Below are 15612 nucleotides of genomic sequence, written 5' to 3' on the forward strand. Positions count from 1 at the left end.
TCCGGCCCGCGCTCAGTCCTCCGGCGGCACCATCGGCAGCGCGATCGCCCCGGTGGCCGGCACGACGCCCGAGAGCCGTTCGGGCGAGAGCACGCGCGCGACCATGTCGGCCTCCATGAGCCCGCGCTCCACGACCAGCTGCCGGATCGACGAGCTGCCGCTGAGCGCCTCGTAGGCGAGGGCCGCCGACGCCTGGTACCCGATGTACGGGGTGAGGGCCGTGACGATGCCCACGCTCGAGTCGACCATCGCCGCGAGGCGCTCGGTGTTGGCCGTGATGCCGTCGACGCAGTTCAGCCGCAGCGTGCGGCAGGCGTTCGACATCCATGCCAGCGACTGCATGATGCTCGTCGCGATGACGGGCTCGAAGGCGTTGAGCTGCAGCTGGCCGGCCTCGGCGGCCGCGGTGACGGTCGCGTCGGCGCCGATGATGGAGAAGGCGACCTGGTTGACGACCTCGGGGATGACCGGGTTGACCTTGCCGGGCATGATCGAGGAGCCCGCCTGGCGCGGCGGCAGGTTGATCTCGCCGAGCCCGGCCTGCGGCCCCGACGACAGCAGCCGCAGATCGTTGCAGATCTTGGACAGCTTGACCGCGGCGCGCTTGAGCGTGCCGGAGAGGGTCATGAAGATGCCCGCGTCGCTCGTGGCCTCGATGAGGTCGGGGGCCGTGATCATCTCGTAGCCGGAGATCGCGCTCAGGTGACGGCGCACCGATTCGGCGTAGCGCGGGTCGGCGGTGATGCCCGTGCCGATGGCCGTCGCGCCCATGTTGATCTCGTTGAGCCACGGGATGGTCTCGGAGAGCCGGTCGTGATCCTCGCGCATGGTCGTCGCGAACCCGCGGAACTCCTGCCCGAGCGTCATCGGCACGGCGTCCTGCAGCTGCGTGCGACCGACCTTGAGCACGTGGGCGAACTCGCGGGCCTTCGCGGCGAAGGCGTCGCTCAGCAGGGCGTGCTCGATGAGCAGGCTGCGGGTGCTGAACACCATCGCGAGCTTGATCGCCGTGGGGTAGACGTCGTTCGTCGACTGGCTGCGGTTGACGTCGTCGATGGGGTGCAGGTGCTCGTAGTCGCCCTTCGCACGGCCCATGAGCTCGAGCCCGCGGTTGGCGATGATCTCGTTGGCCGACATGTTGGTGCTCGTGCCGGCGCCGCCCTGCAGCACGCCGAGCACGAACTGCTCGTGCAGCCTGCCGTCGATGATCTCCTGGCAGACCTCGTCGATGATCTCGGCCTTGACGGGGTCGAGCACGCCGATCTCGCGATTGGCGCGCGCGGCCGCCTGCTTGACCATCGCGAGGGCGATGACGAGGTTCGGGTGGTTCGACAGCGCGCGGCGCGTGATGGGGAAGTTCTCGAGCGCCCGGGCGGTGTGGATGCCCCAGTACGCGTCGGCGGGGATGGGCATCGAGCCGAGCGAGTCGCGCTCCTGCCGCATCTCGCGGGAGGCGTCGCCGTCCTCCGCGAGACCGGGGCGGTAGACGGGCACGCCGTCGTCGCTCGTGGTGAAACTGGGGGCGGGTCCGGTGGTGCGCACCATGGCGATGAATGCCTCTTCCTCGTGGGGTTCCGACAGCAGTGGCGGTGGCGGGGCCACTCTAGCGGTTCGGGATGCCCCGGCCGGCGGGGTGCGGATGTGCTCACTCGAGCACGGCAGCGCGCCGGTGAGCATCCCGTCGGTAGACTCCCCCGGTGACTCAGCCGACCCCTCTCGACCGCGCCGTCGCCCTCGCGACGGAGAACGTCGCCGCCGGCGGCGGACCCTTCGGCGCCGTCGTCGTGAGCGCCGACGGCCGCGTCTTCGAGGGCGTCAACCGGGTGACGCGCGACAACGACCCGACCGCGCACGCCGAGGTCGTCGCCATCCGCACGGCCGCGCGCGAGCTCGGCACCTTCGACCTCAGCGGCGCGGTGCTCTACTCGAGCTGCGAGCCGTGCCCGCTGTGCCTGAGCGCGGCGCTCTGGGCCCGCCTCGATCGCGTGGTCTTCGCCGCCGACCGCCACGACGCGGCGGCGGCCGGCTTCGACGACGCCGCGTTCTACGAGCTCTTCGACACCCCTCGCGAGGCGTGGACGACCCCCGTCGTGCACGAGCGCACGCCGGGGGCCGTCGCCCCGTTCGACGCGTGGCGCGCCGACCCGGCGCGGGTCGACTACTAGGCCGCGCCGCCGCCCGGGGTCAATGCCCGGATGCGGTCGAAGAGCTCCTCCGCGACCTCGTCGAGGAACCGCTGCTGACCCTCGTCGCCGATCTGCACGAGAGCCAGATCGGTGAAGCCCGCATCGACGAAGGGCTGGGCGCTGCGCGCGATCGCGTCGAGGTCGGGGCCGCAGGCGATCGCCTCGGCCACGTCCTCCGGCCGCACGAACCGCGTCGCCGCCGCGAAGGAGGCGGGGGTCGGCAGATCGGCGTTGACGAGCCAGCCGCCGCCGAACCAGCGGAACTGCTCGTGGGCGCGGGCAATCGCGCGATCCCGGTCGGGATCCCAGCAGATCGGCAGCTGCCCGACGACGCGGCGCGGCGCTCCGGCGGTGGCCGTCCAGCGCTCCACGGCGTCGCCATCGGGCTGCACGGCGACGAGGTCGTCGCCGAGGGGCGCGAGCGCCTCGATCGACTTCTCGCCGGAGATCGCCAGCCCGATCGGCACGCGGTGCTCGGGCGTGCCCCACAGGCGTGCGGCATCCACGGAGAAGTGCTCGCCGTGGAACGAGACGGTCTCGCCGTCGAGCAGGGTGCGGATGATCCGCACGGCCTCCTCGAGCATCGCGTGGCGGGTCGCGACGCGCGGCCACGGCACCCCCGCGGCGTGCTCGTTGAGGTTCTCGCCCGAGCCGAGGCCGAGGGTGAACCGTCCGCCGGAGAGATCCTGCAGCGTCGCGGCGAACTGGGCGACGACGCTCGGGTGGTACCGCATGGTCGGGCAGGTGACGTAGGTCATGAGGTCGACGCGCGACGTCGCCTGCGCGACGGCCCCGAGCAGCGTCCACGCCTGCGGCGCGTGGCCCTGCTCGGCGAGCCAGGGGCTGAAGTGGTCGCTCGCGACGAGCAGCTCGGCCCCGGCCGCCTCGGCGGCGACGGCGTAGTCGACGAGCGAGCGCACCGGGCTCTGCTCGGTCATGAGGGTCGCGCCGACGCGCATGCTCACGGGCGCGCCCCGAGATCGGTGCCGGGCGCGATGCCGTCGCCGGGGTCGCCCGGCCCGTCGCCGTGGTGCAGGGTCTCGGTCAGGCCGATGCCGTGCGGCTCGAGCGGGTCGGTCTCGACGGGGCCGCGGTCGAGCGGGTCGACGCCGTGCTGCGCCTCGTCCTCCCGCTCCTCCGCGCCCTCCCGCTCCTCTGCGCCCTCTCGCGCCTCTGCGGCCGCCGGGTCGGTGGGGGCGAGGTCGGGGTCGATGCCGGTCGTGCCGCTGGTGTCGTCGGCGGTGCGGTCGTGGTCGTCGTGCGCGTGAGTCGTCATGCGGCGACGCTACGGCGGGGCATCCGATCGCGGCAGGGCCTTGACGCGGAGCCCTCGATGGGTCATGTCCGAGGGATCACGGGGCGGCGAGGCGCAGCCGGCCGGTGAGCAGCCGCTCGGCGACGGGCGTGTGCGAGATGACGATGACGGCGCGGTCGGGTGCGGCCGCCGCGTCGAGCAGCTCGTCGAGCAGCGAGGAGGCGCGGTCGGCGTCGACGTTCGCCGTCGGCTCGTCGAGCACGAGCACGGGCGCCTCGCTCAGCAGCGCCCGGGCGAGCGCGAGCCGCTGCGCCTGCCCGCCCGAGACGAGGGCTCCGCGCTCGCCGATGGGCGCATCGAGGCCCCCGCGCTCGGCGACCCAGGCGGCGAGCCCCACGCGCTCGAGCACGGCGAGCAGCGCCGCGTCGTCGGCCGTGTCGCGGGCGAAGAGCAGGTTCTGCCGGATGGACTCGTCGAACAGGTGCGGCTGCTGCTCGCACAGCACGATGCGCTCGCGCACCGCGTCGGGGTGCAGCGCGCGCACGTCGACGCCCCCGAGCATGAACGAGCCCTCGTGGTCGAGGAACCGCACGAGCACGTGCGCGAGCGTCGTCTTGCCCGCGCCGCTCTCGCCCTCGACGAGCAGGCGGTCGCCCGCGCGCAGCTCGAGGTCGAGGGGGGCGAGGGCCGCAGCCCCGGCGCCCGGCCAGCGCGCCGTGACGCCGCGCAGCACGACGTCGCTCCCCCGCGGCTGCGGCGCCTCGGCGGTCGCCGACGACGGGGCCGGGATGCCCTCCGGCCGATCCTCGGGCACCACAGCCGCGATGCGCCGGGCGCTCGCCCGCACGCGCCACCAGGCGGCGAGGGCGAGGGGCAGCACGGCGACCGCGTCGACGACGGCGAGCGGCACGAGGGCGAGCAGCACGAACTGGGGCCCCGTGAGGCCGCCCGCTGCGAGCTCGGGAGCGGCCGTCAGGGCCGAGGCGACCAGCAGCGAGCCTCCGGCGAGCGTGAACAGCGCGGCCACCGAGCCGGCGGCGAGCGACTGGCGGGTCTGCTCGCGGCGCAGGCGGGCATCCAGCGCATCGATGGCGGCCCGCGCCGCCGCATCGGCCCCGTAGGCGCGCAGCACATCGAGACGGCCGAGGTAGTCGAGCACGGCGTCGGCGAGGTCGGCGCGCAGCGGGGCGATGCGGCGCTCGGCGCCCCGCCCGACGGCGGTGACGAGAGCGGTGGCCGCCGCGAGGGCGAGCAGGAGCCCTCCGCCGAGCACCGCGGCGGCGGCGGGCGAGAGCCAGGCGACGCCGACGACGGCGAGGCCCGCGACGACGAGGCCGGAGACGAGCGGCTGGATGACGCGCAAGGGAAGTTCCTGCAGCGTGTCGACGTCGCGCACGAGCGTCGTCAGCACGTCGCCGCGGCGGGTGGCGCGCAGTCCGTCGGGCGCGACGGGCAGGAGGCGGCGGAAGACCGCGACGCGCAGGCGGGCGAGCGCCCGGAAGGCTCCGTCGTGCCCGACCAGGCGCTCCAGGTAGCGGAACACCGCCCGCCCCAGCGCGAAGGCCCGCACGCCCACGATGGCGAAGCCGAGGAGCAGGATGGGCGGCTGCTCGGCCGCGCGGGCGATCAGCCAAGCGCTCGTCGCGAGCAGCGCCACCGCCGAGCCCGCCGCGAGCACGCCGAGCGCCAGCGCCACAGCCGTCTCGCGCGGGGCGGGCTGCGCCGCGCGCAGCACCTCGCGCATCATGCCGGCACCCCCGCGGGCTGCAGGTCGAGGCGCTCATCGGCGGCCGCGATGACCGCCGGTCGGTGGGTCACCACGACGACGAGCGCGCCCTCCGCGGCGAGCGCTCGCAGCCCGGCGATGACCCGAAGCTCGGTGGCGGCGTCGAGCGCCGAGGTGGGCTCGTCGAGCAGCACGAGCGGGGTACGGCGCTCGAGCGCGCGGTACGCGGCCCGGGCGATCGCGACCCGCTGGGCCTGACCGCCCGAGAGCCCGTCGCCGCCGGGGCCGAGCACGAGGTCGGCGGGAACGTCGTCGACGGCCGCGAGCCGCAGGGCGCGCTGCACGAGGGCGGTGTCGGGATGCTCCGCCCCGAGCGCGACGACGGCGGCGAGCGGCCCCGCGGTGAGGTCGGGGCGCTGCCCGGCCCAGGCGACGTGCGCGGCGAGCTCGGCGGCGTGGGCCGAGCGACCCGCGATCGCGATCCTGCCCTCGGCGGGCAGGGCCCCGCGGAGCGCGGCGAGCAGGCTCGACTTGCCGACGCCGCTCTCGCCGGTGACGGCGAGCAGGAGCCCGCCGGCCCAGGCGCCCGAGAGGCCGTCGACGACGGGGCGCCCTGCACGGCGCACGACGAGCTCGGTGAGGCGCAGGGCGGGCGGCGGGGCATCCCCGATCGTCTCGTCGGCGAGCGCCGCCCGTTCGACGGACGAGACCGGGGAGGGAGCGGCGGTCGGCGCCGCGTCGAGCAGGTCGAGCACCTCCTCGGCGGCCGCGAGCCCCTCGGCGGCGGCGTGGTACTGCGCGCCCACCTGCCGCAGCGGCAGGTACGCCTCGGGCACGAGCACGAGCACGAAGAGCCCGAGCGCGAGGGCGATCACCCCGTCGATGAGCCGCACGCCGACCGAGACGGCGACGATCGCGACGGAGAGGCTCGCGGCGAGCTCGAGGGCGAAGCTCGACAGGAACGACACCCGCAGCACGCGCATGGTGCGCCGCCGGTACTGCTCGGTCACGGCGTCGATGCGCGCGACCTGCCGGTGCTGCCGTCCGAAGATCATGAGGGTCGAGAGCCCCTGCACGACCTCGAGGAACCCCCGCGACAGGGTCGTCAGCGCCTGCCATTGCCGACGCTGCACGGCCTGCGTGGCCCAGCCGATGAGCACCATGAACAGCGGGATGAGCGGCAGGGTCAGCACGACCGCGATGCCCGTGGGCGCATCGGCGAGCAGCAGCGCGCCGACAACTACGGGCGTCGCGACCGCGGTGAGCACGAGCTGCGGCAGGTACCGCCCGATGTAGCCGTCGAGCGCGTCGAGGCCCGGCCCGATGAGGGTGGCGATGTCGGCGCTCGGCCGGTCCCGGTCGCCGGATGCCCCGCGCGCGTCGACCGCGTCGAGAACCCGGCGCCGCAGCTGGCTCTTGACCCGCGCGGCCCCGCGCACCGCGAGGGCGTCGAGCGCCGCCTGGGTCAGCGCGCGGGCGAGCACGCTCGCGGCCGTGGCGATGACGGGCCCGCCCAGCTCGTCGGCGCTGCGCCCGTCGACGAGCCCGGCGATGAGCTGGGCGGCGGAGAAGCAGAAGGCGACGATCGCGCCGACGTGGGCGAGCGCGACGAGGGCGCCGGCGGCCAGCACCACGCGGGCCGCCGACGCCGCGCGCAGCAGGCGGGGGTCGAGGGGCTTCAGTGCACGGCCTCCGCGAGCTCGATCGTCTGCCGGGTCACGCGCTTGCGGAACACCCAGTACGTCCAGCCCTGGTAGAGCAGCACGAGCGGCACCATGACGAGGGCGACCCAGCTCATCACCTGCAGCGTGTAGTCGCTGCTCGAGGCGTTCTCGATGGTCAGGCTGAAGGCCGGGTCGGTCGTCGAGGGCATGACGTTGGGGAACAGCGCCGCGAGGATGGCGACGACGGCGAGCGCCGTCGTGAGCGCCGTGAGCCCGAAGGCCCAGCCGTCGCGCCCCGCCCGGTTGGCGAGCCAGGAGCCGATGAGCGCGGCCGCCGCCCCGCCCGCCGCCGCGAGCAGCACGGGCAGGTGGGCGATGTCGAGGTGCTGCAGCACCGTCCAGACGAGGAAGCTCGCCGCCACGGCGATGGTGACGAGCCCGGAGCGCACCGCGAGCGCCCGCGCCCGCTCGCGCAGCTCGCCGTCGGTCTTGAGCGCGACGAACTGCACCCCGTGCGTGAAGAACAGCAGCAGGGTCGTGAGGCCGCCGAGGATCCCGTACGGGTTCAGCAGCGTGAGCAGCGTGCCGGTGAACTCGAAGTCGGCGTCGATGGGCGTGCCCTGGATGATGTTCGCGAAGGCGACCCCCCAGAGGAAGGCGGGCACCGCGCTGCCGATGACGATCATCCGGTCGAAGGCGGCCGCCCATTCGGGGCTGCGCCCCTGGTGCCGGTACTCGAACGAGACCCCGCGCAGGATGAGCGCGATGAGGATGAGCAGCAGCGGCAGGTAGAAACCGCTGAACAGCGTCGCGTACCACTCGGGGAAGGCCGCGAACATGGCGGCGCCCGCGACGATGAGCCAGGTCTCGTTGAGATCCCAGACCGGCCCGATCGTGTTGATGAGCTGCCGGCGGTCGGTGTTGTCGCGCCCGAGGAAGGGCAGCGACATGCCGACGCCGAAGTCGAAGCCGTCGAGCACGAAGTAGCCGATGAAGAAGAAGCCGACGATGAAGAACCAGAGGTACGCGAGATCCATGGGATGCCCTTCCTTCAGGCCTAGTAGACGGTGGCGAGCTTCTGCACGTCGACCTCGTCGGGGTCGTCGTGGGCCTCCCACTCGCGCGGGCCCTCGATGGCGGCCTTGCGGATGAGGCGGAACTCGACCACGGCGAGCGCGCCGTAGACCACGGTGAAGGCGATGAGCGAGATCGCGACCTCGAGCCCGGTCACGCCGGGCGAGACGCCGTCCTCGGTCTTCATGAGCCCGAACACGAGCCAGGGCTGCCGGCCCATCTCGGTGAAGATCCAGCCGACGAGGCTCGCGACCAGGGGCAGCGGGGCGCTCCAGATGGCGACGCGCCAGGCCCAGTCCTTCGGGGTGCGCCCGCCGCGGGTCAGCCAGAGGCCGGCCACCGAGACCAGGGCGGCGAGCGAGCCGAGGCCGATCATCCACCGGAACGCCCAGTAGGTGACCCAGATGATCGGGGTGTAGTCGCCGGGGCCGAACTCGGCGGCGTACTGGGCCTGCAGGTCGTTGATGCCCTCGACCTCGCCCGTGAGGGTGTGGGTCGACAGCAGCGAGAGCAGGTACGGCACGCGGATGGAGAAGATCTCGCTCGAGCCGTCGGGCGTGCCCCAGCTGAAGATCGAGAAGCTCGCCGGCGCGCTCGTCGTGTAGAGCGCCTCGGCGGCCGCCATCTTCATGGGCTGCGTGTCGACCATGACGAGGCTCAGCTGGTCGCCGCTCAGGGCGACCCCGGCGAAGGCCACGAGGTTGACGACGAGGCCGAAGCGCAGCGCCGTGCGCATCGTCTCGTCGTACTGCCCGCGGCGCAGGTGCCAGGCCGCGACCGCGACGACGACGACCGCGGCGAACATGATGGAGGCGAGGATGGTGTGCGGGAACGCCGCGAGCACCACGGGGTTCGTCAGCACGGCGCCGATGTCGGTGAGCTCGGCCCGCCCGAGCTCCTCGTTGATGCGGAAACCCACGGGGTTCTGCATGAAGGCGTTCGCGGCGAGGATGAAGTACGCCGACATCGCCGTCGAGATCGACAGCATCCAGATGCTCGCCAGGTGCAGCTTCTGCGGCAGCTTGTCCCAGCCGAAGATCCAGAGCCCGATGAAGGTCGCCTCGAGGAAGAAGGCGAGCAGCCCCTCCATCGCCAGGGGCGCGCCGAAGACGTCGCCCACGAAGCGCGAGTAGTCGCTCCAGTTCATCCCGAACTGGAACTCCTGCACGATGCCGGTGACGACGCCCATCGCGAAGTTGATGAGGAAGATGCGGCCGAACAGGCGCGTGAGGTGCAGGTACTTGATCTTCCCCGTGCGCACCCACGCCGTCTGCAGGATGGCGACGAGGAAGGCCATGCCGATCGTGAGCGGGACGAAGAGGAAGTGGTAGAGGGTGGTCAGACCGAACTGCCACCGGGCGAGCGCGAGAGGGTCGAGCCAGTCGAGCACGAAGGGGACCGCCTTGGGATGAGGGGTGGATGAGGCCTCCTCCAGCCTAGGAATCGGCCGTCGAGCGGCACCATGGGTCGAAAGTCCCGAATCCTCGCGGCTCGCGCGCCCAGCCCTCGCTCGTCACCGCTCGCTAGGCTCGCGCGCGTGAACGAATTCCTCGACGGGCTGCTCGGCTGGGTGCAGGACGTCGACCCGGTGCTGCGCACCGTCATCGCCGGGCTGTTCATCATGCTCGAGACGAGCGTGCTCATCGGCCTCGTCGTGCCGGGCGACAGCGTCGTTCTGGTCGCCTCGACCGCGGTCGACTCCCCCGTCGAGTACTTCGCCCTCGCCCTCACCTGCATCGCCGGCGCCCTCATCGGCGGCTCGATCGGCTTCTGGATCGGCCGCACCTTCGGCCCCTGGCTGCGGCGCTCGCGGGCCGGCCGCCTGATCGGCGAGAAGAACTGGCAGCGGGCGGAGAACTTCCTCGACCGCCGCGGGGGCATCGCGGTGTTCATCTCGCGGTTCCTGCCGGTGCTGCACTCGATCACGCCGCTCACGGTCGGCATGAGCACGCTGAGCTACCGCACCTTCATCCTCTGGCTCGCGCCCGCCTCGACGCTGTGGGCCTTCGCCTACGTCTCGGTGGGCTCGGCCGCCGCGGGCACCTACCGCGAGCTGAGCGACCAGCTGAGCTACGCGGCGTACATCTTCGTCGGCATCATCGTCGCCTTCCTCGTCGTCGTCTGGATCGTCAAGAAGGCCCTCGAGCGCTACGCCGCCCGGCACGCCGACCACCCCGGCGACGGCGACGCCCGCACGCTCGACGACTGAGCGCCGAGCGGGGATGACGAAGGGGGCGGGATGCTCCGCGCACCCCGCCCCCTCGATCCAGCCGCTCGATCTACTCGAGGAAGCCGTTCTCGGTCAGCCAGCGCTCGGCGATCACGGAGGCGGACTCCTGGTCGACGGTGCTGCTCACGTTGAGGGCGACGAGGCCCTCGGGGGTCAGGGCGGCGCTGATCTCGTTGATGAGGTCGATCGCCTCCTGCGGCAGGTCGCTCGAGGCGACCGGCACGACGTTCGAGGCCAGGAAGAGGCCCTCGGGGTCGCTCAGGGTCACGAGGCCGTTCTCGCCGATGCGCGGGTCGGCGCTGTAGACGTTGGCGATGTTGACGACGCCCTCGAGCAGCGACTCGACCGTGGTCTCGCCGGTGGCCTGGAAGGAGACCTCGACGTCGTAGGTCTCGAGAAGACCGGCGGGGCCGTAGGGGCGCTCCTCGAGCTCGGGGTTGCCGCCGAGGATGAGCTCGGGCACGCCCGCGAGGTCGGCGATCGACTCGAGGCCGTTGGCCTCGGCGAACTCGGCCGTCACGTTGTAGCTGTCCTGGTCGGTCGCAGGGCTCTGGTCGAGCACCTGCAGGCCCTCGGGCAGGGCGCCCTGCAGCTCGGCGTAGACCTCGTCGGAGGCGGTCGCCGCCGTGTCGGGCACGTAGTACTGCAGCAGGTTGCCGGTGTACTCGGGGAACAGGTCGACCTCGCCCGCCTCGATGGCGGGGATGTAGGCGTCGCGCTGCCCGATGTTGAAGTTCTCCTCGACCTCGAAGCCGGCGTTCTCGAGCGCCTGCGCGTAGATCGAGGCGATGATCTCGTTGGAGTAGTACGCCTGCGAGCCGACGACGATCGTGTCGCCGCCGCCCTCGGATTCCGTGCCCGGGTCCAGCGGATCCCCGGATGCGCACCCTGCCAGGGCCAATGACGCCCCGACCGCGGTCGCGACGAGCGCGAACCGGCCCTTGTTCCTTGCTGTGAACATCGAACTCTCTTTTCTGTCTCAGGTGGTGGCGGAGGACTCCGCCGCCGCACGGCGCCGAGGTGAGGCGGTGCGGACGTCTGCGACCCGGCCGGCGCGCACGCCGCGCGGGACGGCGTTGCGCTCGAGCAGCGCGAAGACCGCGTCGAGCAGCAGGGCCAGGGCGATGATGAGGAGGGCGCTGCCGAGCATTTGATCGTACTGACGGGTGGCGATGCCCTGCACGATGTCGTAGCCGAGCCCGCCGAGGTTGACGAAGGCGGCGAGCACCGCGGTCGCGACGACCTGCAGCACGCCGCTGCGCAAGCCCCCGAACAGCAGGGGCAGCCCCAGCGGAACCTCGACCTTCCAGAGGATCTGCCACTCGGTCATGCCCATCGCGCGCGCGGCGTCGACGGTGCGCCGGTCGATCGCCTCGAGGCCCGCGTAGGCGCCGGCGAGGATGGGCGGGATCGCGAGGAGCATGAGCACGAGGATCGCCGAGGCGGCGCGGACGGAGGGCTGCACCCCCGCGATCATGACGAAGAGGAACAGCAGCCCGAAGGAGGGCAGGGCGCGCGCCGCTCCCGAGAGCCCGACCGCGATCTCGCGGCCGCGCCCCGTGTGACCGATGAGCCACCCGAGCGGGATCGCCACGAGGGACGCCGCCGCCACGGCGATGACCGTGTAGTACAGGTGCTCGCCGATGCGCAGCGGGATGGAGCCGGTGCCCTGGTAGTTCGCCGGGTCGGTCAGCCAGGCGAAGGCCTCGAGGAAGAGGTTCACGGGTTCATCCCCATCGACGCCTGCTGCACGCCGCGGCCGAAGGCCGTCGCACCCTTCTCGATCTGCTGCTCGTTCTCGCGCGGGTCACGCCGACGAGGTCCGGCGCTCTTCCTGGTCCAGGGCATGAGGCCGGCGCCGAGCATCGCCAGCAGGCGGTCGACGACGAGCGCGATGACCACCACGACGACCACGCCCGTGAGCACCGAGGCGAGGATGCCCCGCTGGAACCCGTTCGTGAAGAGGTAGCCGAGGCTGTCCGCGCCGACCACGACGCCCACGGTGAGCAGGCTGATCGTGCTCACGGCGACCACCCGGAGCCCGGCGAGCAGCACGGGGCCCGCGAGCGGGAAGTCGACCGTCCAGAACCGGCGCCAGCTGGAGTACCCCATGGCGGTGGCCGCCTGACGGATGTCGGGATCGACGCTGTCGAGAGCATCCGCCGTCGACCGCGCCATGAGGGCGACCGCGTAGATGGTGAGGGCGATGAGCACGTTGGCGATGCTGAGGAACGGCAGCCCCAGCAGAGGCGGGAGGATGACGAAGAGCGCGAGCGAGGGGATCGTGTAGAGCAGCCCGACGACCGTGAGAACGAGCCCTCGGGTGAGCCGGTAGCGGTGCGCCAGCCAGCCGAGCGGGATGGCGAGCACGAAGCCGAGGACGATCGGCAGCAGGCTCAGCCTCAGATGCTCGACCGTCAGCTCGACGATGAGCGGCCAGTTGGCCACGAGCCAGCTCACGCGGTGCGCTCCTCGACCAGCCGTCCGGCGACGGTGCCGTCGGCGTCGACGAGCACGCGGGCTCCGTCGACCTCGCGCACCATGAGTGCGCGCTTGCCGCGCTCGGCCCCGACGAAGCTCGCGACGAAGTCGCTGGCGGGGTTGGCGAGGATCTGCTCGGGGGCGCCCTGCTGCGCGATGCGCGCGCCCTTCTCGAGGATGACGACCTGGTCGCCGAGCAGGAAGGCCTCGTCGATGTCGTGCGTGACGAAGACGACGGTCTTACCGAGCTCGCGCTGCAGGCGCAGCAGCTCCTGCTGCAGCTCGGCGCGCACGATCGGGTCGACGGCGCCGAAGGGCTCGTCCATGAGGAGGATGTTCGGGTCGACGGCGAGGCCGCGGGCCACGCCGACGCGCTGCTGCTGGCCGCCCGAGAGCTGCGAGGGGTAGCGCTGCGCCATGGAGCGGTCGAGGCCGACCGTGTCCATCAGCTCGAGCGCGCGGGCGTGGGCGTCCTTCTTCGGCACGCCGTTGAGGCGCGGCACCGTGGCGATGTTGTCGATGACCGTGCGGTGCGGCAGCAGCCCGGAGTTCTGCATGACGTAGCCGATGCGACGGCGCAGCTTGACGGCCTCGATGCGCGAGACGTTCTCGCCGTCGATCTCCAGGTCGCCGCTCGAGGCGTCGACCATGCGGTTGATCATGCGCAGCAGCGTCGTCTTGCCGCAGCCGGAGGACCCGACGAGCACCGTCGTCTGATGGGAGGGGATGACCAGATTGAAGTCCTCCACGGCGGTGGTGCCGTCGTCGAAGGTCTTCCTGATGTGGCGGAACTCGATCATGTCTGCGCTCTCACTCCCGTGCGGGGGCCGATGTCCTCGCCGCCCTCATGAGGCGGCGCGTGCCCGCGTCTGCACCGAGCGCGCGCCCAGCACGCTCCCAGTCAAGCAGGGCCGTGCGCACGAGCAGGCCGATCGAGCCCTGATTCTGGGCACATATCCAGGGCTTCGGGGCGGGATGCCCGGCGCATGCGCTCACGACGACGGCCCCCTGCCGGTGGGGCGGGGGGCCGTCGGAGCACCGCGTCGGGTGGCGCGGAGCGGGAGTATCGGCGTTCGGAGCGGAGAGGTCAGAGCGCCTCGGCGACGACGAGCCGCACGACGCGGCGCGCCTCGTCGAGCAGAGCCGCGTCGCCCGCGAGGTCGCGGGCGAAGGCGCGGGAGACCAGGGCGTCGATCACGGCGATGGCCGTGCCGATCACGGTGGTCGCCGACTCGGGCGTGCCGAAGCGCTGCGTCAGGCCGGCGGCGACGGCGGTGGCGACGACGGCGTTGGCCGTGGCCTCCGAGCTCGCGGGCAGGAGGTCGAGCACGTCGCCCGTGCGCAGGGACTTGTAGCCCGGCTCGGTGCGGAACAGCTCGGCCGTGGCGTCGACGACGCCGAGGAGGGCATCCGTCGCGGTGGCGTGCTTCTCGTCGGCGAGCTCGGTCGAGAGCGCGGCGAGGAGCCGCTCGCAGTTGCGGGCCGCGAGGCTCTGCAGCACGGCGATGCGATCGGGGAAGTAGCGGTAGACGGTGCCGATGGAGGCGCCGGCGCGGTCGGCCACCATGGCGGTGGTCAGACGCTCGTAGCCGATCTCGTCGATGACCGCCGCGGCGGAGTCGAGGAGGGCGGCGAGGCGCGCGGTGCTGCGCGCCTGGACGGGTTCGTTGCGGATGGGTGCTGCCGCAGCGAGGAGCGTGGTGCTCAATTCGATCGTGGTCACGGGGTGGGTACCTTTCTGGCGGCCGATGGGGCGATGCTAGCGCGGACCTGAGTCTTCAGCGCGTTTGTGGTGCGAGATCTTCCCCCGGAAGTTCGCATTCCGAATACCCCGTGGGGTTTTCGCAACGTGACAGACTGATCATCATGCACGCTGCGCCTGAGCCCGCGCACGACGCGCCCCGACCGATCGGTCCCGACTCCGTCACGGCGCCCGAGCCCGCCGCGCGCCCCGAATCCTCGTGGATCCGGCGGGCGGCGGAGGCCGAGGACTCCTTCCACAGCTGGCGGGAGCGTCGGGGTCGCAAGCGGGGCCTCGTGCCCGTCGTGCTGCCCTACAGCGGCTACGGCGGCGAGGGCTGGGCGCGGGTGCTCTGCCGGGTGCTGCTCATCCGCGCAGGCCGCGATCTGCGCAACCCGGGCAAGGCCGTGCGGGGCTGGCGCAGCTTCACGAGCATCCCCGTCGCCGAGGCCCGCGTCACGGTGACGGCGGGCGGCGTCGAGCACGAGCTGCGCGCCGACCGCGGCGGCGTCGTCGACGCCGACATCGCCGTCGACCTGCCGCCCGGGCGGCACACCATCACCATCCGCCCCGACGGCGGCGAGGCCGTCGAGGCGCAGGTGACGATCATCGACCCGGATGCCCGCATCGGGCTGCTGAGCGACATCGACGACACGGTCATGGTCACGGCGCTCCCCCGGCCCTTCATCGCGGCGTGGAACACCTTCGTGCTCAACGAGCACGCGCGGCAGCCCGTGCCGGGCATGTCGGTGCTGTACGAGCGGCTCGTGCGGGAGCATCCCAACGGCCCCATCGTCTACCTCTCCACCGGAGCATGGAACGTGGCCCCGACGCTCGACCGGTTCCTCGACCGGCACCTCTACCCCGGGGGCACCCTGCTGCTGACCGACTGGGGCCCGACGCGCGAGCGGCTGTTCCGCAGCGGGCAGGATCACAAGAAGGCGAGCCTCGAGCGGCTCGCGCGGGAGTTCCCCGACATGCGGTGGGTGCTCGTCGGCGACGACGGCCAGCACGACCCCGAGCTGTACCGCGCCTTCGCCGAGGCGCACCCGCAGAACGTCGCCGCCGTCGCGATCCGCCAGCTCTCGCCGAGCGAGGCCGTGCTGGCCGGAGGGCGCACGCGCGACGCCGAGGGCGCGACCGTCGCGGGAGCACCCTGGGTGAAGGCGCCCGACGGAGCGGGCCTCGCGGCGGAGCTCGTGCGCGTCGGCGTGCTGAGCGGGCCCGCGCGCGACTGACGGCGGCCCGGCCTCCG

Annotated in this window: 15 protein-coding genes; 3 read left to right on the forward strand and 12 right to left on the reverse strand. The window is 72.6% G+C overall.

Annotation, left to right across the window (positions count from 1 at the left end; all coding sequences use genetic code 11):
* Positions 1-12: 12 nt before the first annotated feature.
* A complete protein-coding gene (locus OVN18_RS00685) occupies positions 13-1443 on the reverse strand; it encodes an aspartate ammonia-lyase (RefSeq protein WP_267739422.1) in 1431 nt (476 codons plus the stop codon).
* A 254-nt stretch (positions 1444-1697) separates the two neighbouring features.
* Here OVN18_RS00685 and OVN18_RS00690 point away from each other — a divergent pair, with 254 nt between their 5' ends.
* Positions 1698-2165 (forward strand): nucleoside deaminase, encoded by a 468-nt coding sequence (locus OVN18_RS00690; protein WP_267737595.1) that lies wholly within the window; start codon positions 1698-1700, stop codon positions 2163-2165.
* Here the strand turns inward: OVN18_RS00690 and OVN18_RS00695 are convergent.
* The 6 genes from OVN18_RS00695 to OVN18_RS00720 all read right to left on the reverse strand — a co-directional run bounded on the left by OVN18_RS00695 (position 2162) and on the right by OVN18_RS00720 (position 9295).
* On the reverse strand, positions 2162-3145 hold the full coding sequence (locus OVN18_RS00695) for a TIGR03557 family F420-dependent LLM class oxidoreductase (protein WP_267782837.1): 984 nt from the start codon (positions 3143-3145) through the stop codon (positions 2162-2164). The genes OVN18_RS00690 and OVN18_RS00695 overlap by 4 nt on opposite strands.
* Positions 3146-3147: 2 nt before the next feature.
* On the reverse strand, positions 3148-3462 hold the full coding sequence (locus tag OVN18_RS00700) for a hypothetical protein (RefSeq protein ID WP_267781344.1): 315 nt from the start codon (positions 3460-3462) through the stop codon (positions 3148-3150).
* A gap of 76 nt (positions 3463-3538) precedes the next feature.
* The gene (gene cydC, locus OVN18_RS00705) at positions 3539-5188 is read right to left on the reverse strand and encodes a thiol reductant ABC exporter subunit CydC (protein WP_267781346.1); all 1650 of its coding nucleotides are present in this window, start codon (positions 5186-5188) and stop codon (positions 3539-3541) included.
* Positions 5185-6801 (reverse strand): thiol reductant ABC exporter subunit CydD, encoded by a 1617-nt coding sequence (gene cydD / locus OVN18_RS00710; RefSeq protein WP_267781348.1) that lies wholly within the window; start codon positions 6799-6801, stop codon positions 5185-5187. The genes cydC and cydD overlap by 4 nt, the downstream gene beginning before the upstream one ends.
* Before the next feature lie 44 nt (positions 6802-6845).
* Positions 6846-7868 (reverse strand): cytochrome d ubiquinol oxidase subunit II, encoded by a 1023-nt coding sequence (cydB, locus tag OVN18_RS00715; protein WP_267737599.1) that lies wholly within the window; start codon positions 7866-7868, stop codon positions 6846-6848.
* Between the two features lie 20 nt (positions 7869-7888).
* Entirely contained in the window at positions 7889-9295 is a 1407-nt protein-coding gene (locus OVN18_RS00720) for a cytochrome ubiquinol oxidase subunit I (protein ID WP_267737600.1), read from the reverse strand.
* Positions 9296-9442: 147 nt separating this feature from the next.
* Here OVN18_RS00720 and OVN18_RS00725 point away from each other — a divergent pair, with 147 nt between their 5' ends.
* Positions 9443-10114 (forward strand): DedA family protein, encoded by a 672-nt coding sequence (locus tag OVN18_RS00725; RefSeq protein ID WP_267737601.1) that lies wholly within the window; start codon positions 9443-9445, stop codon positions 10112-10114.
* Positions 10115-10184: 70 nt separating this feature from the next.
* Here OVN18_RS00725 and OVN18_RS00730 read toward each other — a convergent pair whose 3' ends face one another.
* The 5 genes from OVN18_RS00730 to OVN18_RS00750 all read right to left on the reverse strand — a co-directional run bounded on the left by OVN18_RS00730 (position 10185) and on the right by OVN18_RS00750 (position 14339).
* Positions 10185-11096: an ABC transporter substrate-binding protein gene (locus OVN18_RS00730; RefSeq protein ID WP_267737602.1), complete on the reverse strand. Its 912-nt coding sequence runs from the start codon at positions 11094-11096 to the stop codon at positions 10185-10187.
* Between the two features lie 18 nt (positions 11097-11114).
* The gene (locus OVN18_RS00735) at positions 11115-11858 is read right to left on the reverse strand and encodes an ABC transporter permease (RefSeq protein ID WP_267781350.1); all 744 of its coding nucleotides are present in this window, start codon (positions 11856-11858) and stop codon (positions 11115-11117) included.
* Positions 11855-12595, reverse strand: coding sequence for an ABC transporter permease (locus tag OVN18_RS00740; RefSeq protein WP_267781352.1), 741 nt, complete (start codon positions 12593-12595; stop codon positions 11855-11857). The genes OVN18_RS00735 and OVN18_RS00740 overlap by 4 nt, the downstream gene beginning before the upstream one ends.
* The gene (locus OVN18_RS00745) at positions 12592-13416 is read right to left on the reverse strand and encodes an ABC transporter ATP-binding protein (protein ID WP_267737606.1); all 825 of its coding nucleotides are present in this window, start codon (positions 13414-13416) and stop codon (positions 12592-12594) included. The genes OVN18_RS00740 and OVN18_RS00745 overlap by 4 nt, the downstream gene beginning before the upstream one ends.
* A gap of 287 nt (positions 13417-13703) precedes the next feature.
* Positions 13704-14339: a TetR/AcrR family transcriptional regulator gene (locus OVN18_RS00750; protein WP_267781354.1), complete on the reverse strand. Its 636-nt coding sequence runs from the start codon at positions 14337-14339 to the stop codon at positions 13704-13706.
* Positions 14340-14482: 143 nt separating this feature from the next.
* On the opposite strand from OVN18_RS00750, the gene OVN18_RS00755 reads away from it, so the two are divergent.
* Entirely contained in the window at positions 14483-15595 is a 1113-nt protein-coding gene (locus OVN18_RS00755) for an App1 family protein (RefSeq protein WP_267781355.1), read from the forward strand.
* The last annotated feature ends 17 nt before the right edge of the window (positions 15596-15612 follow it).

Origin of the sequence: Microcella daejeonensis, from assembly GCF_026625045.1 — a bacterium.
Classification (GTDB): domain Bacteria; phylum Actinomycetota; class Actinomycetes; order Actinomycetales; family Microbacteriaceae; genus Microcella; species Microcella daejeonensis.